This is a genomic window from Micrococcus sp. GbtcB5, from assembly GCF_019091605.1.
Taxonomy (GTDB): Bacteria; Actinomycetota; Actinomycetes; order Actinomycetales; family Micrococcaceae; genus Micrococcus; species Micrococcus luteus.
In genome coordinates, this window is sequence record NZ_JAGXJK010000005.1 from 65,813 (window position 1) to 87,115 (window position 21,303).

The 21,303-nt window shown below is 73.8% G+C and carries 13 protein-coding genes; 7 read left to right on the forward strand and 6 right to left on the reverse strand.

Annotated elements, in window-relative coordinates; all coding sequences use genetic code 11:
• Positions 1-8: 8 nt before the first annotated feature.
• Both lpdA and KVS67_RS02905 read right to left on the reverse strand, forming a co-directional pair.
• Positions 9-1,388, reverse strand: coding sequence for a dihydrolipoyl dehydrogenase (gene lpdA, locus KVS67_RS02900; RefSeq protein WP_036336938.1), 1,380 nt, complete (start codon positions 1,386-1,388; stop codon positions 9-11).
• A 115-nt stretch (positions 1,389-1,503) separates the two neighbouring features.
• Positions 1,504-3,036, reverse strand: a complete 1,533-nt coding sequence (locus KVS67_RS02905; protein WP_145951433.1) for a leucyl aminopeptidase — start codon at positions 3,034-3,036, stop codon at positions 1,504-1,506.
• A gap of 234 nt (positions 3,037-3,270) precedes the next feature.
• Here KVS67_RS02905 and KVS67_RS02910 point away from each other — a divergent pair, with 234 nt between their 5' ends.
• The 3 genes from KVS67_RS02910 to KVS67_RS02920 all read left to right on the forward strand — a co-directional run bounded on the left by KVS67_RS02910 (position 3,271) and on the right by KVS67_RS02920 (position 7,030).
• On the forward strand, positions 3,271-4,227 hold the full coding sequence (locus KVS67_RS02910; RefSeq protein ID WP_036384622.1) for a PAC2 family protein: 957 nt from the start codon (positions 3,271-3,273) through the stop codon (positions 4,225-4,227).
• A 36-nt stretch (positions 4,228-4,263) separates the two neighbouring features.
• Entirely contained in the window at positions 4,264-5,322 is a 1,059-nt protein-coding gene (locus KVS67_RS02915; RefSeq protein ID WP_012750911.1) for a DUF4192 domain-containing protein, read from the forward strand.
• A 160-nt stretch (positions 5,323-5,482) separates the two neighbouring features.
• Positions 5,483-7,030 (forward strand): RNA polymerase sigma factor, encoded by a 1,548-nt coding sequence (locus KVS67_RS02920; protein WP_254629183.1) that lies wholly within the window; start codon positions 5,483-5,485, stop codon positions 7,028-7,030.
• A 94-nt stretch (positions 7,031-7,124) separates the two neighbouring features.
• On the opposite strand, the gene KVS67_RS02925 is transcribed toward KVS67_RS02920, so the two are convergent.
• The gene (locus KVS67_RS02925) at positions 7,125-7,334 is read right to left on the reverse strand and encodes a hypothetical protein (RefSeq protein ID WP_080981729.1); all 210 of its coding nucleotides are present in this window, start codon (positions 7,332-7,334) and stop codon (positions 7,125-7,127) included.
• A gap of 252 nt (positions 7,335-7,586) precedes the next feature.
• On the opposite strand from KVS67_RS02925, the gene KVS67_RS02930 reads away from it, so the two are divergent.
• A complete protein-coding gene (locus KVS67_RS02930; RefSeq protein ID WP_166437737.1) occupies positions 7,587-9,692 on the forward strand; it encodes a DNA topoisomerase IV subunit B in 2,106 nt (701 codons plus the stop codon).
• A gap of 142 nt (positions 9,693-9,834) precedes the next feature.
• On the opposite strand, the gene KVS67_RS02935 is transcribed toward KVS67_RS02930, so the two are convergent.
• The 3 genes from KVS67_RS02935 to KVS67_RS02945 are packed head-to-tail and all read right to left on the reverse strand — an operon-like array spanning position 9,835 to position 14,891.
• On the reverse strand, positions 9,835-10,908 hold the full coding sequence (locus KVS67_RS02935) for an NAD-dependent epimerase/dehydratase family protein (protein ID WP_217564740.1): 1,074 nt from the start codon (positions 10,906-10,908) through the stop codon (positions 9,835-9,837).
• Positions 10,905-13,841: an alpha/beta fold hydrolase gene (locus tag KVS67_RS02940; protein ID WP_036314102.1), complete on the reverse strand. Its 2,937-nt coding sequence runs from the start codon at positions 13,839-13,841 to the stop codon at positions 10,905-10,907. Before KVS67_RS02940 ends, KVS67_RS02935 begins: the two co-directional genes overlap by 4 nt.
• Before the next feature lie 18 nt (positions 13,842-13,859).
• Entirely contained in the window at positions 13,860-14,891 is a 1,032-nt protein-coding gene (locus tag KVS67_RS02945; protein ID WP_036314104.1) for a 3-oxoacyl-ACP synthase III, read from the reverse strand.
• 270 nt (positions 14,892-15,161) lie between these two features.
• On the opposite strand from KVS67_RS02945, the gene KVS67_RS02950 reads away from it, so the two are divergent.
• From KVS67_RS02950 to cydC, 3 genes are read left to right on the forward strand one after another with little or no spacing between them, the layout of a single operon-like run.
• Positions 15,162-16,736, forward strand: coding sequence for a cytochrome ubiquinol oxidase subunit I (locus KVS67_RS02950; RefSeq protein ID WP_036314107.1), 1,575 nt, complete (start codon positions 15,162-15,164; stop codon positions 16,734-16,736).
• Positions 16,737-16,763: 27 nt separating this feature from the next.
• On the forward strand, positions 16,764-17,786 hold the full coding sequence (gene cydB, locus KVS67_RS02955) for a cytochrome d ubiquinol oxidase subunit II (RefSeq protein WP_036314110.1): 1,023 nt from the start codon (positions 16,764-16,766) through the stop codon (positions 17,784-17,786).
• On the forward strand, positions 17,783-21,298 hold the full coding sequence (gene cydC, locus KVS67_RS02960) for a thiol reductant ABC exporter subunit CydC (RefSeq protein WP_122054347.1): 3,516 nt from the start codon (positions 17,783-17,785) through the stop codon (positions 21,296-21,298). The genes cydB and cydC overlap by 4 nt, the downstream gene beginning before the upstream one ends.
• The last annotated feature ends 5 nt before the right edge of the window (positions 21,299-21,303 follow it).

Sequence of the window (21,303 nt, forward strand, 5' to 3'; positions counted from 1 at the left end):
GCGGTGGGTCAGCTGTGCAGCGGGTGGCCGAACAGGGCCATGGCGGCCTCGCCCAGGGCCTCGTTCTGCGTGGGGTGCGCGTGCACGAACTGGGCGACGTCCTCGGGGTAGGCCTCCCAGTTCACGATGAGCTGCGCCTCGCCGATCTGCTCGCCGATGCGCTTGCCGATGCCGTGCACGCCCACGATCGGGCCGTTCTTCTGGCGGATCATCTTGATGATGCCGCCGGTGCCGAGGATCGAGGACTTGCCGTTGCCGGCCAGGTTGTACTCGGCGACCTCGACGTTGTCCTTGCCGAACTTCTCCTCCGCCTTGGGCTGGGTGTAGCCCACGGACATGATCTCCGGCTCGGTGAAGGTGACCTTCGGGATGTTGATGTCCTCGACGACCATCGGCTTGTTGCCGGCGATCTCCTCGGCCACGAAGATGCCCTGCTGGAAGCCGCGGTGCGCCAGCTGCAGACCGGGAACGATGTCGCCCACGGCGTAGATGTTGCCGACGCCGGTGTGCAGACGCTCGTCGGTGAGGACGAAGCCGCGGTCCATCTTGACGCCCTGCTCCTCGTAGCCGAGGCCCTCGGTGTTCGGGCCGCGGCCGACGGCGACGAGGCAGACCTCGGCCTCGAACTCCTTGCCGTCCGCGAGGGTCACCTTGACGCCCGAGTCGGTCTCCTCGACCTTGTCGAAGAACGTGCCCAGGTTGGTCTTGATGCCCTTCTTCTTGAACTCGCGCTCGAGGACCTTGATGATCGCCGGGTCCTCGTTGGGGACCAGGGTCTTCAGGCCCTCGATGATGGTGACGTCGACGCCGAAGGAGTTCCACAGGGACGCGAACTCGGAGCCGATGACACCGCCGCCGAGCACGATGGCCGACTTCGGGGTGTAGTCCAGCTCGAGGGCCTCCGTGGAGGTCATGATCTTCTTGGAGATGGGCAGGCCCATGGTCTTGGCCACGGAGCCGGAGGCCAGCACGATGTTCTCCGCCGTGTAACGGGTGCCGTCGACCTCGACCTCGTTCTTCGAGACGAGCTTGCCCTCGCCCTCGATGACCTGGACCTTGCGCATCTTCAGCAGGCCGGCCAGGCCCTTGTGCTTGCCGGCGACGATGCCGTCCTTGTAGTCGCGCACCTTCGCCATGTCCACGGACTCGAGGGTCGCGTTGACGCCGAACTTGGCGGCGTTGCGGGTCTCATCGGCCACCTCGGCGGCGTGCAGGTAGGCCTTCGTGGGGATGCAGCCCCAGTGCAGGCAGGTGCCGCCGACCTTGGACTTCTCCACGAGGGCGACGGACTTGCCGTACTGCACGGAACGCAGGGCTGCGGCGTACCCGGCGGAGCCACCGCCGAGGACGAGGACGTCGAATTCCTGAGCGGTTGCCTTGTCGGCCACGATGTTGCTCCTTGGTGCTGGGGTCGGTGGATCGTGGTGGTGGTGCGTCACCGCCACCCCCGGCCGTCGGCGGCGGGCCGCGCGGCCGGGGACGCGGTGGACATCGGGACCAACCTTACCGGGCACGCCCCTCGATGAGACCCAACAGGGTCCGCACCATCACGCCGGTGGCGTCCTGCGGGGTGTAGCCGTACGCGGCCGACTCGTTGAAGGAGGGGCCGGCGATGTCGAGGTGGGCCCAGGGGGTCCGTGCGGCGGCGTCGCCCTCCGACCGTCCGGCGTCGACGAATTCGCGCAGGAAGGTGGCGGCGGTCATCATGCCGCCGAAGCGGTCGCCCATGTTGGAGATGTCCGCGACGCGCGAAGTGAGCGAGGCGCGCAGCTGCTCCGGCAGGGGCATGCCCCACGCGAGCTCCCCGGCCGCGTCGGCCGCGGCGACGACCTCGTCGCGCAGCGCGTCGTCACCCATGACGCCCGTGTGGCGCACGCCGAGGGCGACCAGCTGGGCACCGGTGAGGGTGGCCACGTCGAGCACCGCGTCGGGTCGCTCGTCGGTGGCCGCCACGAGGGCGTCGGCCATGACGACGCGGCCCTCGGCGTCCGTGTTCATGACCTCCACGGTCTTGCCGCCGTACATCGTGATGACGTCGGACGGGCGGATGGCGGTGCCCGAGGGCATGTTCTCGGCCAGCGCCAGCCAGCCGGTCACCTTCACAGGGACGTCCAGGGCCGCGGCGGCGCGCACGACGGCGAAGACGGTGGCGGCGCCGGCCATGTCCGACTTCATCGTCATCATCGAGGCGGCGGGCTTCAGCGAGATGCCGCCCGTGTCGAAGGTGATGCCCTTGCCCACCAGCGCGATGTGCGCGGCGGCGTCGGCCGGCGCGTGCTCGATGCGCACGAGCCGCGGCGGGCGGGAGGAGCCCTGGCCGATCGCGAGGATGCCGCCGAAGCCCTCGGCGCGTAGGCGGTCCTCGTCCCACACGTCCACGCTCACGGACGAGTCCGCGAGGTCCTCCGCGACGGCGTCCGCGAACGTGGCCGGGTAGAGGTGCGAGGGGGCCGTGTTCACCAGGTCGCGCACGGCGCAGACCGCGTCGCCCACGACGGCGGCCCGGCGCAGCACGGGGTCGGCGTCCGCGGCGGCGAGCGGGGTGACGACCTCGACCTCGCGGACGGGACGGGACGTGTCCGTCTCGGCGCGGGCGCGCTCGGACTTCTGGGCGGTGAAGGCGTACGCGCCCAGGACGGCGCCCTCGGCGACGGCGGCCAGTCGGGCCGGGGTGTCGGCCGGCAGGGCCAGGGCCACGGCGTCGGTGCCGGCCAGGGAGCGCATGGCAGCCCCGGCGGCGCGGCGCAGGGACTCGTCCGCGGCCTCGCCGTCGTCGTCCAGACCGCCGACGCCGGCCAGGACCAGCAGCGGCACCGGCACGCCGCCCAGGCCCGGGAGGCGGTGGATCTCGTCCTCGGCGCCCCGCACGCCCAGCAGCTCGAACGAGGCCTCGAGGGCGGTGGCCGCCTCGGCCGGCAGCGCGTCCGTCAGGAGCACGGGGCCGTCCGGGCCGGTGCCCACCCCCACCACGAGGGCGGAGGCGGTCAGGTCCTCCAGGGCACAGGCGGTCAGGGTCGGGCGGTCCAGGGTGATCACGGACGGGCCTCTCTTCCGGGGGTGGGGGGATGCGCCCGGCGGGGTGGGCCGGGCCGTCCCGCGTCATCCTAGCCAGAGGGCTCGCGCGCCCGTCCAGGGCGCGCGGGCGCGGAATAGGAGTGTGCCGTGCCGTGGTTGACTGACGCCAGAGGATAGGGAGGGATCCGCGTCCGTCGCCATCCGGGCGGCGGGGACGGCTCTCCCGCAGACAGACCACCGGAAGGGGAACGAGACGTGCAGGACGCCGCGCCGCTGTACACCCGTCATGAGGGGGCGCCCGTGCCCCCCGGCCTGGGCATGCTCGTGGCCCTGACCGGGCACATGGACGCGGGCCGGGTCGCTCGGCAGGTGCGGGCCGCCCTGCATGAGCACCTGACCCATCGGACCGTCGTCTCCTTCGACGTCGACTCGATGTTCGACTACCGCGCCCGGCGTCCCCGGCTCCGGTTCGACCGGGACCGCTACCGCGATCTGCGCCTGCCCGCGCTCGAGGTGCAGCTGGTCGAGGACCTGCTCGGCCACCCCTTCCTGCTGCTGTCCGGCCCCGAGCCGGACTTCCGGTGGCAGGCGGTGACGGAGGCCGTGCTCGGCCTCGCGCAGGAGTGGGAGGTGGACTCGCTCACGTTCCTCGACGCGGCCCCGCTGCCCGTGCCGCACACGCGGCGGCTCGGGGTCACGACCCACGGGTCCCGCGCCGAGGCCGTCGAGGGGCTGTCCACCTGGAGCCCGCAGGCGGACATCGTCGCGGGGCTGCTGCAGATGCTGGAGCTGCGCGCCGAGGAGGCGGACCTGCCGACGGCGGGCTACACCGTCCATGTGCCGCACTACGTGGCCGAGGCGTCCTTCCCCCAGGCGGCCGTGGCCGCGCTCGAGTACGCGGGGGCCGCCATGGGGCTCATGCTGCCCTCGGACGACCTGCGAGACGCCTCGCGGGACATCGAGGCCGAGCTGGAGCGCCAGGTCTCCGGGTCCGGGGAGATCCAGCAGATGATCGCCGGCCTGGAGCGCAACTACGACCAGAACGCCGAGGACCAGGAGCGGTCGTTGCTCGAGACCGAGCAGGGCCTGCCCGACGGCGACGAACTCGCCTCCGCCGTCGAGGCGTACCTCGCCGCGCGGGACGCCGGCGGCGGGTCCGCTCCTGCACAGGAGGACGGACCCGGCCGTCCGTCCACCGACGACGGGGACTGATTCCACCGCGGGGGCCCGGTCGGCGAGGGTGGCGGCATGGAAGCCCCCACCTCGCTCGACGCCCCCGTCCTGCCGGCCCGCGGCCCGGAGGACCTGCTCGCCTACGTCGGCCACGCCCTCGGGCGGTTGCCCGAGGACAGCCTCGTCCTCCTCACCCTGCACGACGGGCGCCTGCGCGCTGTGGTGCGGGTCGATCTGCCTCCCGAGGAGGTCGACGTCGACGCTTGGGCCTGCGCCGTGGCCGAGGTGTGCCGGCGGGACGCGGCAGCGGACGCGACGCTCTGCCTCGCGTTGCCGGACGGCGCCCGAGCCACGCTGACCCGTCCCGGCTGGGCCGCGGCGCTCGACGACGCCCTGGCGTCCGCGGGTCGCCCCCTGGCCGCGGCCTGGACGTGCGCGCACGGACGGGCGCGCCCCTGGTGGGGGAGCAGCATCGCCGAGGAGGGCACCCTCGACCCCCGAGCCGCGCCGCTGTCCCTGCACCTGATGACCCGCGGTTCGGTCTGGGACCGCGCGGCGGTGTCCGACCCGGTCCCGCGTCGTGGTCCCGCCGCGGCCCGGCCCGACGACGCGCGGTGGCGGCCGCCCGAGCAGGACGCGCCCCCGGCACGCCGCGCGTGGCTGGCGCAGTGGGAGCCGGTGCTGACCGGCACGGCGCGTGGCCGCGGTGCGCCCGCCCCCGCCGTGCTGGGCTCGCCGCTGACGCGTCCGGCCTGGCGCGACGGCCTGCTGCTCCATGCCGCCGCGCCGTCCGGCGCGGCCACGGGGGATCCGGGGGACGAGGAACGGATCCTCACCGCGGCCTCGCGCCGGGCGCCGGCCTGGGACCGGCTGGACGCCCTGCGGGCGGGGCTGCGCGCGCTCGTGCCCGTCGCGACGCCGGCCGTGGCGGCTCAGGCCCTGGCACTGGCCGGGTGGGTCGGCTGGGCCCGCGGCCACGGCTCCGACGCGGACGCCCACCTGACCGCGGCGGCGGCGCTGAGTCCCGGCGACCCGTTCGTCTCCGTCCTGCGACGCATCGTGGCCGCGGGGTGCGTCGCAGGCTGGGCGACCGACCCGGCCACCGCGTGGCGGCCCGACGGTGGCCGCCCATGAGAGAATGATGCGGCTTCACGACGGCACGGCCGACCGCAGCCCGTTTCCCGGGTTCGGAATAGATCGGTCTCAGCCGTCGTTGGCACTCACGGACCCTGCAGTCGGCGGGCCCGGACGACGTCGGTCGTCCGAGGCCGCGACTTGACAGGGTCACGTGTCTATGGACTGCAAGGATCCGCGGGTGGCCGCGGACGAGACGGAAAGGCCTCGAGTGACCACTTCGACGACCAGCGGTGTGCAGGACGGCAAGGAGACCACTGCCTCCGAGGCCACGACCACGCGCACCCGCTCCACGGCAGCCAAGAAGTCGGCAGCCAAGAAGTCGGCAGCCAAGAAGTCGGCAGCCACGAAGAGCGCCACGACGCGGACGACCGCGACGAAGTCGGCGGCGACCAAGACCGCTGCCACGCCGACGGCCAAGAAGAAGGCGACCCGGAAGCCCGCCGCGGCCAAGACCACCGCCACGAAGAAGTCCGCCACGACCCGGGGCAAGAAGGCCACCGCGTCCGCCGCCTCCGCCGAGCAGGCCGAGGACGACGAGGAGTTCGTCGAGGCGCGCGAGCGCACCGAGGCCGCGGACGCCGTCGAGGAGGACGTGGTGGAGGACGAGACCGCCACCGAGGACTCGGACGACGAGGACGCGGACGGCTCGGACGCTCCGGAGCGCCCGGCGATGGACGCGGAGGCCGTGACCGGCACGAAGGCCGCCACGGGCCAGAAGGTGGCCCAGTCCAAGGGCGCGTTCGTCATGGACGACTCCGAGGACGACGCCCCGGTGCAGCAGGTGGTCGTGGCGGGCGCCACGGCGGACCCGGTGAAGGACTACCTGAAGCAGATCGGCAAGGTCGCCCTGCTCAACGCCGAGCAGGAGGTGGACCTGGCCATGCGCATCGAGGCCGGCCTCTACGCCGAGCACGTCGTGCAGCACGAGGCCTCCGACGACTACCGCGAGCGCCGGGACATCCAGCTGATCATCGCGGACGGGCGCAAGGCCAAGAACCACCTGCTCGAGGCCAACCTGCGTCTGGTGGTCTCCCTGGCCAAGCGCTACACCGGCCGCGGCATGCTGTTCCTGGACCTCATCCAGGAGGGCAACCTCGGCCTGATCCGCGCCGTCGAGAAGTTCGACTACACCAAGGGCTTCAAGTTCTCCACGTATGCCACGTGGTGGATCCGTCAGGCCATCACCCGCGCCATGGCGGACCAGGCCCGCACCATCCGCATCCCGGTGCACATGGTGGAGGTCATCAACAAGCTGGCCCGCGTGCAGCGGCAGATGCTCCAGGACCTCGGCCGCGAGCCCACCCCGGAGGAGCTGGCCAAGGAGCTGGACATGACCCCGGAGAAGGTCGTGGAGGTGCAGAAGTACGGCCGCGAGCCGATCTCGCTGCACACCCCGCTCGGCGAGGACGGCGACTCCGAGTTCGGCGACCTCATCGAGGACTCCGAGGCCGTGGTCCCCGCGGACGCCGTGTCCTTCACGCTCCTGCAGGAGCAGCTGCACTCCGTCCTGGACACGCTCTCGGAGCGCGAGGCCGGCGTGGTCGCGATGCGCTTCGGTCTCACCGACGGCCAGCCCAAGACCCTGGACGAGATCGGCAAGGTCTACGGCGTGACGCGCGAGCGCATCCGCCAGATCGAGTCCAAGACCATGTCCAAGCTGCGCCACCCGTCCCGCTCGCAGGTGCTCCGGGACTACCTGGACTGAGCCGAGGCGGCATGACGAAGGGCCGGACCCCCGCGGGGGTCCGGCCCTTCGGCTGTGCGGGGCGCCTCGCCGGCGCGCGAGGCGTGCGCCGCGGTCAGGCGCCGGCGGTCAGGCGGTCGGTCTCGTCCTGCCAGTGAGCGGCCTGGGGACGCAGCGCGTCCTCCACGGCGCGGGCGTGGTGGCCGCAGAACTGGAGGGCGCCGCCGGAGGGCAGCACCGCGCGGACGTAGGCCTGGGCACCGCAGCGGTCGCAGCGGTCGGAACGGGTGAGGGCGGCCGGCTCGGCCACGGCGGTGATGGACATGGAGTCCTCCTCAGATCTCTCGGGTCCGGAGGGCGGCGTCGCCGTGGGGGCGGGCCGGTCCTCCTCTTGTCCCATGGAACAGCAAGGATGGCAGGGAACTTCCCCGCGCGCCCGCCCTCCACCCGCGTTTCGCCACCCGCGTACGCGAGGAGCCCAGCCGGGCGGCCCGCGACGTCCGGCGCGGAGCCCGGCGTGTCCGGCCCGCGGAGTAGGCTGGACCGGCCGCTGTCGTCCACCGAAAGGCCCGCCCCCGTGCCCGCGAACACCGAGTACAACGCCCGCCACCTCTCCGTGCTGGAGGGGCTCGAGGCCGTCCGCAAGCGGCCGGGCATGTACATCGGCTCCACCGATTCCCGCGGCCTCATGCACTGCCTCTGGGAGATCATCGACAACTCGGTGGACGAGGCCCTGGCCGGCTTCGGGCAGTCGATCGAGATCACCCTGCATCCGGACGGCTCCGTCGAGGTCGAGGACAACGGGCGCGGCATCCCCGTGGACGTGGAGCCGCGCACCGGCCTGTCCGGCGTCGAGGTGGTGTTCACCAAGCTCCACGCCGGCGGCAAGTTCGGCGGCGGTTCCTACGCCGCCTCGGGTGGCCTGCACGGCGTGGGCGCGTCGGTGGTCAACGCCCTGTCCTCGCGCCTGGACGTGCAGGTGCTGCGCGGGGGCAAGGTCCATCAGATGTCGTTCCGGCGCGGGGAGCCGGGCCGCTTCCAGGACGGGTCGCGCCCGTCGCCGGACGCCCCGTTCGAGCCGTCCACGGACGCCTCGCCGCTGGACGTCGTCGGGAAGGCCAAACGTGGGCAGACCGGCACGCGCGTGCGCTACTGGGCGGACGAGCAGATCTTCGTGAAGGACGCGACGTTCTCCGCCGAGGAGCTCCAGGCGCGGGCGCGCCAGACCGCCTACCTGATCCCGGGCCTGCGGATCACGGTCAAGGACCTGCGCCGCCGACCCGGCACGCCCGGCGCCGACGGCCCGGTCGAGGAGGTCTTCCAGTACGACGGCGGCATCTCCGAGTTCGTGGAGCACCTCACGCCCGCCACCCCGGTGACGGACGTGTGGCGGATCCAGGGCTCCGGCACCTTCAAGGAGCGGGTCCCGGTGCTCGGCGAGGACGGGCGCACCTCCATGCAGGATGTGCAGCGCACGTGCGAGGTGGACGTCGCCCTGCGCTGGGACGTCGGCTACGGCACCGTCTTCCGGTCCTTCGTGAACATCATCGCCACGCCCAAGGGGGGCACCCACCAGTCCGGGTTCGAGGCGGCACTGCTGAAGGTGTTCCGCGCCCAGGTCGAGGCCAACGCGCGCCGGCTCAAGGCCGGGTCGGACAAGGTGGAGAAGGACGACGTGCTGGCCGGCATGACCGCTGTCCTGACGGTGCGGCTCGCCGAGCCGCAGTTCGAGGGACAGACCAAGGAGATCCTCGGCACCTCCGCGGTGCGGCGGATCGTCTCCCAGGTGGTGGAGAAGCAGCTGACCGCCCGCCTCACCTCCACGGCCCGCGCCCAGAAGCAGCAGGTGCACACGCTGCTGGAGAAGGTCGTCGCGGAGATGAAGTCGCGCATCTCCGCGCGCACCCACAAGGAGAACCAGCGGCGCAAGAACGCCCTGGAGACCTCGACGATGCCGGCCAAGCTGGCGGACTGCCGCAGCAACGACGTCGCCTCCTCGGAGCTGTTCATCGTCGAGGGCGACTCGGCGCTCGGCACCGCCAAGCTGGCCCGGTCCTCCGACTTCCAGGCCCTGCTGCCGATCCGGGGCAAGATCCTGAACGTGCAGAAGGCCTCCGTCTCGGACATCCTGGCCAATGCCGAGTGCGCGGCGCTGATCCAGGTCGTCGGGGGCGGCGCGGGGCGCAGCTTCGACCTGGACGCGGCCCGCTACGGCAAGGTCGTGCTGATGACGGACGCGGACGTGGACGGTGCCCACATCCGCACCCTCCTGCTGACGCTCTTCTTCCGCTACATGCGGCCCATGGTCGAGGCCGGGCGCGTGTACGCGGCCGTCCCGCCGCTGCACCGGATCGAGGCGGTGACCCGCGGCGTGAAGGAACGCGAGGTCATCTACACGTACTCCGAGCAGGAGCTGCACGCGACGCTCGCCCGCCTGGAGCGGGAGGGCCGCTCGTATCGCGAGCCGATCCAGCGCTACAAGGGTCTGGGCGAGATGGACGCGGACCAGCTGGCCGAGACCACCATGGACCCGCGCCACCGCATGCTCCGCCGCGTGAACATCGCCGAGGTGGAGGCCGCCGAGCGCGTCTTCGACCTGCTCATGGGTTCCGCGGTGGCCCCGCGCAAGGACTTCATCGTCTCCCACGCCGACGAGCTGGACCGCGCGCGCATCGACGCCTGACCCCCCACTTTCGTTCGGGAAACGGCGGCCCCAGGAGCGTCGTCGTTCGGGAAACGGCGGGCACCGAGGCGACGGCGGCGCAGTCGCCGCCGTTTCCCGAACGAAAGCCCTGGGCGGGCGCCCGTGCCGACCGCGGCGGACGTCAGCGGTCGCGGTAGTACGCCGCGACGCGGTGCAGGCCCTCGTCGATGCTCACGGTCGGCGTCCACGCGAGGACCTCACGGGTGCGACGCTGGTCGAACCAGTGGGCGGTCGAGAGCTGCTCGGCGAGGAACTCGGTCAGCGGCGGCTCGCCGTCGTCGGAGCCCACGCCCCGGGACCGCAGCCCGAACAGGTCACGCTCCCACGCCCGCTCGATCAGGGCGCCGGCGCGCCGGGCCAGGCCCGCCGGGACGCGGCGCTCGGGCTCCGTGGCGCCGCCCGCCAGCGCGATCTGGCGGATCAGCTCGCCGACCGGTCGCGGCTCGCCGTTGGTCACCACGAGGGCCTCGCCGTGGTGCACGTCCGCCGCGGACACGGCCGCCACCACGGCTTCGACGGCGTTGGCCGTGTACAGCGTGTCGACCAGGGGAGCGCCCGTGCCGAGCACGGGCATCCGCCCGGCCCGCGCGCGCTGCACGATCCGGTCGGTGAGCTGCAGGTCCCCGGGCCCCCACATCAGGTGGGGGCGCAGCACGAGGACGCGGAAGTCGTCGCGGTCGGCGGCCAGGGCCAGACGCTCGCCGGCCGCCTTCGTGCGGGCGTAGGGTCCGCGCGCGTGCTCGGGGCTGGCGGCTCCGGCGCCCTCGCCGACGATGGAGTCGCCGGCGTGCGCCACGGAGGGGGAGGAGACGTGGACGAAGCGTCGCACGCCGTGCCGCTGCGCGGCGTGCAGGAGGATGCGCGTGCCCTCGACGTTCACGGCCTCGTACTCGTGCTTGGGGCCGGACACGGACACCTTCGCGGCCACGTGCACCACGGTGTCCGCGCCGGTCAGGGCCTCCTCGACGGCGGCCGGGTCGGTCACCGACCCGCGCACGTCCCGCGCACCGGGCACGCCCGAGGGACGCCGCTGCAGGGTGGTCACGTCGTTGCCGGCATCGGCGAGCACCCGGGCGACGCCCGCGCCCAGCAGCCCCGAGGCGCCGGTCACCAGGACGCGGCGGGACTCGAGGCGCTCGACGAGGTCGGGCATGCCGGCGGCGTCGAGGCCGACGTCGTAGCCGAAGCCGCTCACAGCGCACCCGCCTTCCCGCCGGCGAGCACGGCCTCCGCCCAGTCGGCCACCCGGGCGCGGTCGATCTTGGAGTTGTGCCGGATGTCGGTGGGGATCTCATCCGCCACGAGCACCGCGGCCACCGGCAGCGGCTCGAGGGCCGCGCGCACGGCGGAGGCCAGCGCGGTCGGGGCGAGGCCCTGCTTGGGTCGGCCGTCGCGGTGGTGACCCGGGCGTCGCGCCGGGCGCGTGGCCGGCACGGCCGCCTCCACGACGACGACCACGGCCTGCGTGCCCCGGGGCCCGACGCCGACGACGGCGCTGCGCCGCACCGGCCCGAGCGCGTCGACGGTCTTCTCGGGCCCGCCCGGACCGACCGGGCCCTCGGGCGTGGTGATCACGTGTTGGAGCCGACCCTCGAGCCAGACGCGGCCCTCGGCGTCGAAGTGGCCGACGTCGGCGGTGCGGTGCCATACCCGGCCGTCCCGCCGCCACAGCCCGTCGCGCTTGCTCTGCTGGTCGGTGTGCCAGAGCGCGTCGTAGCGGTCCTTCAGGTGGGGGGCGCTGACCACGATCTCGCCGAGGACGCCGTGGCCCCGCGCGGGGTCGAGGATGACGTCGTCGGCGCTGCCGTCCTCTAGGAGCGGCGCGATGGCCAGGGACACCGTGGGCAGCGCGGAGCCCACACAGACGCCCGCGTCGTCGGCGGTGCGCAGGCGCTGCACCTCGTCGCCGTCGATGTCCGTGAGCAGCAGCCCCTCGGTCATGCCCCACGGCGTGTGGACCCGGGCGTTCGGCATGAGGTCCGAGACTTGCCGCATCAGCTGCGGGTGCACGGGGGCGCCGGCCGAGAGCACGAGCCGCACGGCGTCGAGCGCCTCGCGCTGGGGAGCGTCGAGCCCGTCGGCGGTCGCGACCACGTTCGCCAGGGCGGCGGGGGAGGCGAACAGCACGCTCGACTGCCCGGCGATCGCGGCGTCGGCCAGCTTCTGCGCGGTGAGGGTGGCCGGCTGGGTGACGTCCATGTCCGGGGAGACGGACGCGGCGCCGAGGGCGGGTCCGAGCAGCGCGAACGGGGCGAAGCCGGCCAGCAGGGACCCGCCCGGGCGGATGCCCAGGGTGCGGGAGATCAGCGCCACGAGGCGGCCCAGCCGCTCGTGCGTGTACACGACGCCCTTGGCCGGGCCCGTGGAGCCGGAGGTGAACAGCACCGCGGCGTCTGCGTCCAGGGCGGGCTCGGGCAGCACGGTGCCGTGCTCGTCGACGGCGTCGCCCGCGGCCGGGTCGCGGTGGCGGTCCACCATCGCGTAGAGCGAGTCGGAGACGTCGAGCAGGCGGCGCTGGGCGGCGCCCGGCTCGGTCACGGAGATCCGGGTGCCCGGCCACGACTGGGCACGGGCGAGCGTCAACCCGGGGGTGCGGCCGATGATCCACCGGGGGCGGGCCGACTTCATCGCCCGGGTCATGCCCTTGACGCCGAGGCCCTGGTCGGCCACCACGGCGACGGCGCCCACGCGCAGCACGGCGTACAGGGCCGCCGACAGGTCGCGACCCGGCGGCACGAGCATGGCGACCCGGTCGCCCGGCCGCATGCCCGCGGCCCACAGCCCGGTGGCGATGGCCGAGACCATCTCCTGCAGCTCACCCCAGGTGACGGCCACGGGTCGGCGGGCGGTGCCCACCAGCGAGCGGCCGGCCTGGGCGCCGGCCATGTCCACCAGCGCGGTGTACTCGCGGTGGTCCGAGCCGGGGGCGCCCCAGTCGCGCAGGTGGTCCCAGAGCCGGACCACCCCGGGATCGCGGGCTCCGGGCTCCTCCCCGAGGTCCACCTCCAGGCCCGGGTCGGCGGCCGCGTCGGTGGTGGCGTGCGGGACGGGGCCCGGCAGCCCCGAGGCGGGGTCGGAGAGCTGGCCGCCACGCAGCAGCTGGGCCCACTGCAGCAGGGGCGCGGTGATGTCGCGGTCGTCCACGAGCAGGTGTCCCGCCTGCTCGTAACGGTGCACGCGCGCGCGGGGCAGGCGGTCGCGGAGGTCGTCGAGGTAGCGGTCCAGGAAGACCGGGTCGTCGGCGCCCCACAGGATGAGGGCGGGCACGTCGGTGCGGCCCAGGGAGGCGAGGTCCTCGCCCACCCGCTGCAGTTCGGGATGGCTGCCGTGGCCGGGGTCGGCCGGGATGTCCGCGACGAAGCCGCCGACGCCGCCGCGTCGGGCCGCCGCGTCGTAGGGCAGGTGGTAGGCCGCCCGGGTCTCGCGGTCGAGGGCCGGCGTGGCGAGGGAGGTCGTCACGGAGAGGAAGGCGTCCGTGGTGACGGTGGAGGCCGGCAGGACGGGCCCGGCGAGGGCGGCCTGCAGCGGGGCGGGGATCGGCGCCCCCTCGGGCTGGTGGACCGCGGTGTTCAGGGTCGCGACGCCGGCCACCAGCTCCGGATGACGCGCCGCCCAGCCGAGGGACACGACGCCGCCCCAGTCGTGGCCGAGCGTGATCAGCGGGTGGCCGGTGGCTGCCAGGTCGCGCAGCCCGAGAGCCGCCAGCAGCGCGTCCAGGTCGGCGATGCGGCCGCCCAGCGTGCGGTAGGTGTCGCCGGCACGGCCCATCGACGCGGCGGACGGGTAGCCCGCGTGCGCGAGGCGCTCGGAGAAGCCCATGTCCAGCTGGTCCGGCGCCACGACGCGCCACGCGGCCATGCCCCGGCGTGCCCGGCGCACGGTCTCCGCGAGCAGGGACCGCCACAGCCAGGACCACGTCGGGTTGCCGTGCACCGCCACGATCGTGCCGACGATCTCCGCCCCGGCCGCCGCGAGCACGGGTCCGGTGTCCGCCACGTGCAGCGTCCGCACGGTCCCCTCCGGGTCCGCGGCGGAGCGGATCTCCACGAGGCGGGACCACGCCGGGTCCCAGCCGGGCAGTCGGTCGGCCGGCGGCAGGGCGGCGGGGGCGGCGGGGATCTGGGGCATGGCTCTGGCTCCTTCAGCTCACCATTCGATCTCGAGCATCGCGGTGTTCAGGCCCGAGCCCACGCCCAGGCAGACCACCGTGTCCCCGTCCTCCAGGGCGTCCATCTCCCGCACGAGGGTGATGGGCAGCGACGCCGGGCCGACGTTGCCCAGCGTGGGGAACGTCGTCGGGATGCGCGCCGGGTCCAGGTGGGCGGACTCCGCGATCGCGTCGGTGTGCATCTGCGAGACCTGGTGGGTGATGAACCGGTCGGCCTGCGGCCACGCCCACTCCGCCGGGACGTCGTGCCACGCGTCCATCACGAGCTCGAGACCGTCCTTGAGCAGGGCGGTGGAGTCGGTGTACATGCCGTGGTGGTCGCCCACGCACAGGCCGTGGTGGTCGGTGCCGGCGCGGGTGATCCCGCGGACGATCCGATGGGCGTCCGGGTGGTCCTCGATGCGGCCGACGACGGCGGCGGCGGCCCCGGAGCCCAACGTCAGGGACGCGAACTGCTCCATGAAGTTGCCGCGGTGCGTGGTCTCGGCGTGCAGGTTGGCCACGGTGGCGGCCTGCACCTTCGAGGCGTCCTCGGCGGCGACCACGACCGCGTAGTCGATCTGGCCGGCGTCCACCAGGGTGGAGGCGAGCATGAGGCCGTTGACGAACCCGAGGCACGCGTTCGTGATGTCGAAGTTGGTCGCCGAGGTGGGCAGCCCCATGAGGTGGTGGATCCGCACGGCCACGGAGGGCTCGAGCGTGGCCCGGGTCACCGACGTGTTCACGAGCAGGCCCACCCGCTCCCGCGGGACGCCGGCCTGCTCCAGGGCCGCGACGCCGGCGCGCGCGGCGGCCTCCTGGAAGTCCTCGGTCTCGTCCCAGTTCCGTCGGCTGCGCACACCGGCCACCCGCTCCAGGAGGGAGCCGGGCAGGCGCAGGCGGGTGAGCACCTCCGCCAGCTGGTCGTCGAGGTCCTGCGAGGTGACTTCGACGGGGGCCTCCACCTCGGTGACCGCCAGGAGGGCGGCGCGGGAGTACTCGTAGCTGGCGTTGCCGGACACGTTCGTCACCAGGACCAATCTGCGGGGGTCGGGGAGGGGGCGCTCACCTGCGGTGAGACGACAGCCCACTGTATCGGAGGGGTCGGGCGGGGCGCCCGTCGGAGGCCTCGATCGGCCCGAGGCGAACAGGGTCGCCTCGGCCGGGACAGTCCGCGGACACGGTCAGGGCGTCGTCGGCCCGGCGCCGTCCGGCGATGTCACGACGTCCGACGGACTAGGGTGGTGGTATCCAGCGACCGCGTTGTCGCGGTCGAACGCCTGTCTCAGGAGCGCAGCCTCGTGGATCCCCTCGAACTCGCACGGTGGCAGTTCGGCATCACCACCGTCTACCACTTCCTCATGGTCCCGCTGACCATCGGACTCGGCCTCGTCGTCGCCGTCCTGCAGACCCTCTGGGTCGCCACGGGCAAGGACCACTACCTGCGGATGACGAAGTTCTGGGGAAAGCTGTTCCTGATCAACTTCATCATGGGCGTGGCCACCGGGCTGGTGCAGGAGTTCCAGTTCGGCATGGCCTGGTCGGAGTACTCCCGGTTCGTCGGGGACGTCTTCGGGGCGCCGCTGGCCCTCGAGGCGCTCATCGCGTTCTTCCTGGAATCGGTGTTCCTGGGCATCTGGATCTTCGGCTGGGACCGGATCCCGCGCAGACTCCACCTGGCCGCCCTGTGGTGCGCGGTGCTGGGGATCAACCTCTCGGCCTACTTCATCATGGTGGCCAACGGCTTCATGCAGCACCCGGTGGGCTATGAGGTCGTCGACGGCCGCCCGGTGCTCAACGACCTCGGCGCCGTGCTGACCAACCCGATCGTCCTCACCCACTACCCGCACACCATCTTCGGTTCCTGGGCCGTGGCCGGCGGCTTCCTCGTGGGGATCGCCTGGTACCACCTGTGGAAGCGCCGCCGGGACGGCATCGACGTCGTGGACGAGGCGGGCCGGGTCGTCGTCGGCGACGCCGGCACCGCCGCCCGGGACCGCACCGACCACCGCGTCTGGCTCACCTCGCTGCGCGCCGGGGCGGCCGTCGCCCTGATCGGCTTCGTCGGCACCGCATTCTCCGGCCATGCCCAGGCCCAGCAGATGATCCACTTCCAGCCCACCAAGATGGCCGCCGCGGAGGCCGCCTGCCACGACGGCACCGCGTTCTCCGTGCTCACCCTCGGCGATGTGCGCTCGGGTGGAGCGACCACCTGCGAGGACGTCCAGGGCGTGATCGAGGTGCCGGGCCTGCTCTCCTACCTCGCGTACGAGGACTTCACCACGCCGGTGCGCGGCATCAACACCCTGCTGCCGGAGTTCGAGCAGAAGTACGGCACGCACCTGCCCGACTCCGAGCTCTACGGCGACCGCGCCGGCAGCGAGATCTCCTATCTGCCGCTGATGGAGGTCACCTACTGGGGATTCCGGCTCATGATCCTCTTCGGCGGACTCGGCGCGCTCGCGGCACTGGGCGCGCTGTGGTTCTCCCGCCGCGGCACCGTCCCGGCCTCCCGTGGCTGGATGCGCCTGGCCGTGGCCTCGATCGGGGCGCCGTTCGCGGCGAACATGACCGGCTGGGTGTTCACCGAGATGGGCCGGCAGCCGTTCGTGGTGTACCCGAACCCGGCGATGGGCGTGGATCAGGTGTACATGTTCACCGCCGCGGCCGTCTCGCCCGGGGTCACGGGTGAAGAGGTCCTCGTGTCCCTGATCGTCCTGGTCGGGATCTACGCGGTGCTGCTGGGCGTCGAGGTCTTCCTGCTGACCCGGTTCGTCCGCGGCGGCGTCCCGGCCGCCATGCCGGAGCTCACCGCCGCCGAGCACTCCGATGAACAGAAGCGCGACCGCGACGACGTGCTCGCGTTCGCCTACTGACCCGCTCGCAGAGAGGACAGCACGACCATGGCTGAGGTCCTTCCCGTCTACTGGTACGTCATCATCGCCGTGCTCTGGCTCGGCTACCTGGCCCTCGAGGGCTTCGACCTCGGGGTCGGCATGCTCGTGCGCTTCTGGGCGCGGGACGAGCCACGGCGCCGGGTGCTGCTGAACATCATCGGCCCCGTCTGGGAGGGCAACGAGGTGTGGCTGATCACCGCCGTCGGAGCGATGTTCGCGGCCTTCCCGTTCTGGTACGCGGCGGTGTTCTCCACCCTGTACCTGCCGATGCTCGTGATGCTGTTCGGTCTGATCCTGCGGGCGGTGTCCATCGAGTACCGCGGCAAGGCCGCCACCGACGCCGGCCGGGAGATCTGGACCTGGACCCTGGGCATCGGCTCGTTCCTGGCGGCCTTCATGGCCGGCGTGCTGCTCGTGCTGACGACGACCGGCCTGCCGCTGGACGCCAACGGGGACCGGGTGGGCGGCCCCTTCGTGTGGGTGACCGGCCCGGCGCTGCTCGGTGGTCTGGCCGTGGTCGGCTTCTCCCTGGCGCAGGCGTGGGCGTTCATCGGCCTGAAGACCGACGGCGCCCCCCGCCGGTCGGCCGCCCGCTTCCTGTCCACGTGGACCCCGCTGGCCGTGCTGCCGCTGCTGGTCTGGGCAGGGCTCGTGGTGGCCCGCGGCGACCGCCCGTGGACCTGGGCGCTGCTGGTGCTGGCCGTCGTGGCGGTGGCCGCGTCGGTGGTGGCCGCCCGGGCCGGCCGCGAGGGCTTGGCCTTCACGTCCCTGACGCTGGTTCTGGTGCTGGCGTGGACGGCGATCATGGTCACCCAGTACCCGGTCGTGCTGCCCTCCACGGTGGACCCGCAGTTCAGCCTCACCGCTCAGCTGGCCTCCTCCGGCCCGTACACCCTGGGCCTGATGGCCGTGATCTCCCTGATCTTCGTGCCCATCGTGCTGGCCTACACGGGGTGGTCCTACTGGATGTTCCGCCGCCGTCTGGCCGACACCCACATCCCGGAGGCCCACCTGGTGGAGCCGCTGTGAGCCCCAGCCGCCCCGCCGCCCCGGCCGTCGAGCGCTCCGCCTCGGCGGCCGGGCCGCCTCCGGGCCCGACCCGTCGGGCCCGGCCCCCGATGACCCCGGCCGCACTTCGGGCCCTGCCGGCCCTGCTGGCCCTCGCCGTGCTGCGCGCGCTCGGCTGGATCCTGCTCGCCGAATCCCTGGCCCGGCTGATCACCGGCCTGGCGATGACCCTGGACCCCGAGGACTCCGCCCGGCTGCTCGACCTGCTGTTCCACCCGCCGGCCCCCGTGGGCCCTGTGCCCGCCGCGCAGACCCTGAGCGGCCCCGTGCTGCTCGGGGCGGCCGGGGTGGCCCTGCGTGCCCTGGCGGAGGCGGGGCAGCGCGTGGTGGGCCGCCGCGCCGCGCTGGGGGCCCAGCAGCAGGTGCGGGCCGCCGTCGTCGCCCAACGGCTGGCCGCCGCCGACGGCGGACGCCCCCGTTCCGGCGCCGATGCCGTCGTGGTCACCCACGGCCTCAAGAGCCTGGACGACCACTACACCGAAGCCCTGCCCGCGCTGGCCGCCACCGCCGTGGTCCCGGCGGCCCTGGGCGTGTGGATCCTCACCCACGACCTCGTCTCCGCCGTGGTGGCCGCCATCACCCTGCCCCTGGTTCCCCTGTTCATGATCCTGGTGGGCCGCCACACCCAGGAGCGCATCGATGCCGCCCAGGACGGGCTCGACCGGCTGGCCGGGCACCTGCTGGAGCTCGCCCGCGGCCTGCCGGTGCTCGTCGGACTCCACCGGGCCGGCGTCCAGCGCCGCGCTCTGCAGGAGGTCTCCCAGCGGCACCACGCGGCCACGATGGTCACGCTGCGCACCGCATTCCTCTCCGGTCTCGCCCTCGAGCTGATCGCCTCCCTGTCCGTGGCCGTCATGGCGGTGTTCATCGGACTGCGCCTGGTGAACGGGCAGATGGCGCTTCTCGACGGCCTGGTGGTCCTCATCCTCGCCGCCGAGCTCTACCTGCCGCTGCGGGAGGTCGGCGCGGCCTTCCACGCCTCCGAGGACGGCCGCGAGGCCGAGTCCCGCGCCCGGGCCGCGGCCGACGCCCCCGTCCCGGCCCCCGTGCTCGACACGCTCGGGCCGGCCTCCGGGCCGGACCGGGACGGCGGCGTCCTGGTGCAGGACCTGAGCGTCCGGATGGCCGGACGGCAGGTGCTCGAGGGTCTCGACCTCACCGCGCCCCCGGGGCATCTGACCGCCCTGGCCGGGCCCTCCGGCACCGGCAAGTCCACCGTCCTGCGTCTGCTGGCCGGCCTGCTGCGCCAGGACGCCGCCGAGGCCACCGGCCGGGTCGCCGGAGTCGACACGGAACGCACCCTCTGGATCGGGCAGCACCCCGTGCTGACCGAGCGCACGGTCGCCGGCGAACTGGACCTGGCCGCCGGGGGTGCGCTGCCCGGTCCCGTTCGCTCCGCCGTGCTGGCCGCCGTGGCGCTCGAGGGTCTCCAGGAGCGGGACCCGGCCGATCTGAGTCCGGGGGAGTGCCGGCGGGTCGCGGTCGCCCGCCTCCTGGCCCGCCTGCACGCCGCGGACGGGACCGGCCCGTGGCTCGTACTCCTGGACGAGCCCACCGCCCACCTGGACGGCGCCGTCGCCGCCGTCGTCGTCGAGACCCTCGCGGCCTTGCCCTCCGGTGCGGTGCCCGGGCTGAGCACGCCGCAGTGCACCGTGCTGGCCGCCTCCCACGATCCCACCCTGCTGACGGCCGCCGACGCCATCGTCCGGCTGGCCCCCGGCGCCGGTCCGACCGCCGGATCCCCGGCCACGGCTATGCCGGTCGCCGCCGCCCAGGGGCGTGCGCGGCCGGAGCCGGTCACCCCGCGACAGGTCTCGCTGCGGGCCGGACTGCGGCTGCTGCCGTGGCGGCAACCGAAGCTCTGGGCCGGCATCGGCTGGGCCGCCGGGACCCACGTGTCCGCGGCACTGCTGGCGGCACTGTCCGGCTGGCTGATCGTCACCGCCTCGACGCGGCCGCCGGTGCTCTACCTGCTGGCCGTGATCGTGCTGGTGCGCGGGTTCGGCCTGTCCCGGGCCGTGTTCCGCTACCTGGACCGGCTGACCACCCACGACGCCGTGTTCGGCTGGGCCACGGAGCTGCGGCTGCGCCTGTGGGACGCGCTGGGCCGTCAACCCCGGCTGTGGGGGCGGGTGGGCCGGACCGACGGCGCCCTGTCCCTGTTGGTCTCGGACGTGGACGCCTTTCGGGACGCGGTGCCCCGGGTGCTCGTGCCTGCCCCGGCGGCCCTGCTCGCCTGGCTGGCCACCGCCGCCCTGACCTGGGCGTTGGCCCCGGAGCTGGCGGTCGTGGCCCTGGTGCCCGGGGCGGTCGCCCTGGTGGTGATCCCCGCGCTGGTCGCCGTCCTGGACCGCCGCCAGACCGCGGCCCAGGTGCGAGGGCAGGGCGCGCTCGTCGACCGTGTGGCCGCCGTGCTGAACGCGGCCGGGGACCTGCGCGGGCTGGGGCTGACCGAGCCTGCGCTGAGGGGACTGGCGGTGCTGGACGACCGGCTGCAGCGTCCCCGCCGTCGGGCCGCGTGGGCCGCCGGCGGGGGCCGGGCGCTGGCGGTCGCGGCCTCCGGGGGGATCGCGGTGGCCGCGGCGGCCGCGGCGGCCCACACCGGCACCTCAGCGCCGGTCGCGGCCCTGGTGGTGCTGCTCGCACTCTCCTGGGCCGAGCCCTATGGGGCGCTGGCCGCCGCCGCCCAGCACTGGGGCACCCTGGCGGATCGGGCGCGGGCGACCGGCGAGCTGCTCGGCCCGGAGGAGGGCGGAGCTGCCGCGGCGCCGCCTGAGCCGGCGGAGGCCGCAGAGCCGGAGGCACGGGTGTGCCGCCTGCGCCTGGTCGAGGCCGCCTTCGCCCACCCCGGTGCGCCGCCGCTGTGGACCGACCTGGAGCTCGACCTGGCCCCCGGGGACGTCGCCGTCGTCACCGGGCCCTCCGGATCCGGGAAGTCGACCCTGCTGGCCGTGCTGCTGGGCTTCCTGCCCCTGACCGCCGGCCGGTACACGCTCGAGACCGTGCCCCCGACGCCCCAGCCGGACCCGGTCCGCCCGGACGCGACGGCGCTGGCCCGGGTCGCCTGGACCCCGCAGGACGCCCTGATCTTCGACTCCACGGCGCGCGGCAACCTCGCCCTGGCCCGCGGCGTCGCGGACGCCCCGTCCGACGCAGAGCTCACCGCCGCGCTCGAGCTGGTGGGACTGGGTCCGTGGCTGGCCGCGGCACCGCAGGGCCTGGACACGCGCGTCGGCCCTGGCGGGCAGCGGCTCTCGGGCGGGCAGCGTCAACGCCTGGCCGTGGCCCGGGCTCTCGTGGCCCGCGCCGATGTCGTGCTGCTGGACGAGCCGACCGCACACGTGGACGCCGACGAGGCACGCGCCCTCATCACGGATCTGCGCCGGGCTCTGGCAGACAGGATCGTCGTGATCGTCACCCATGACGGCAGGCTGCTCGAGGACGGTGACGTCCCTGTGCGGGTCGGTTGCTGAGGCCC

Coding starts and splice junctions, on each gene's coding strand:
- KVS67_RS02915 (WP_012750911.1), top strand. CDS start 4,264: ATGGAAGCCCCCACCTCGCTCGACGCCCCCGTCCTGCCGGCCCGCGGC.
- KVS67_RS02920 (WP_254629183.1), top strand. CDS start 5,483: ATGGACTGCAAGGATCCGCGGGTGGCCGCGGACGAGACGGAAAGGCCT.
- KVS67_RS02925 (WP_080981729.1), bottom strand. CDS start 7,334: ATGTCCATCACCGCCGTGGCCGAGCCGGCCGCCCTCACCCGTTCCGAC.
- KVS67_RS02940 (WP_036314102.1), bottom strand. CDS start 13,841: ATGCCCCAGATCCCCGCCGCCCCCGCCGCCCTGCCGCCGGCCGACCGA.
- cydB (WP_036314110.1), top strand. CDS start 16,764: ATGGCTGAGGTCCTTCCCGTCTACTGGTACGTCATCATCGCCGTGCTC.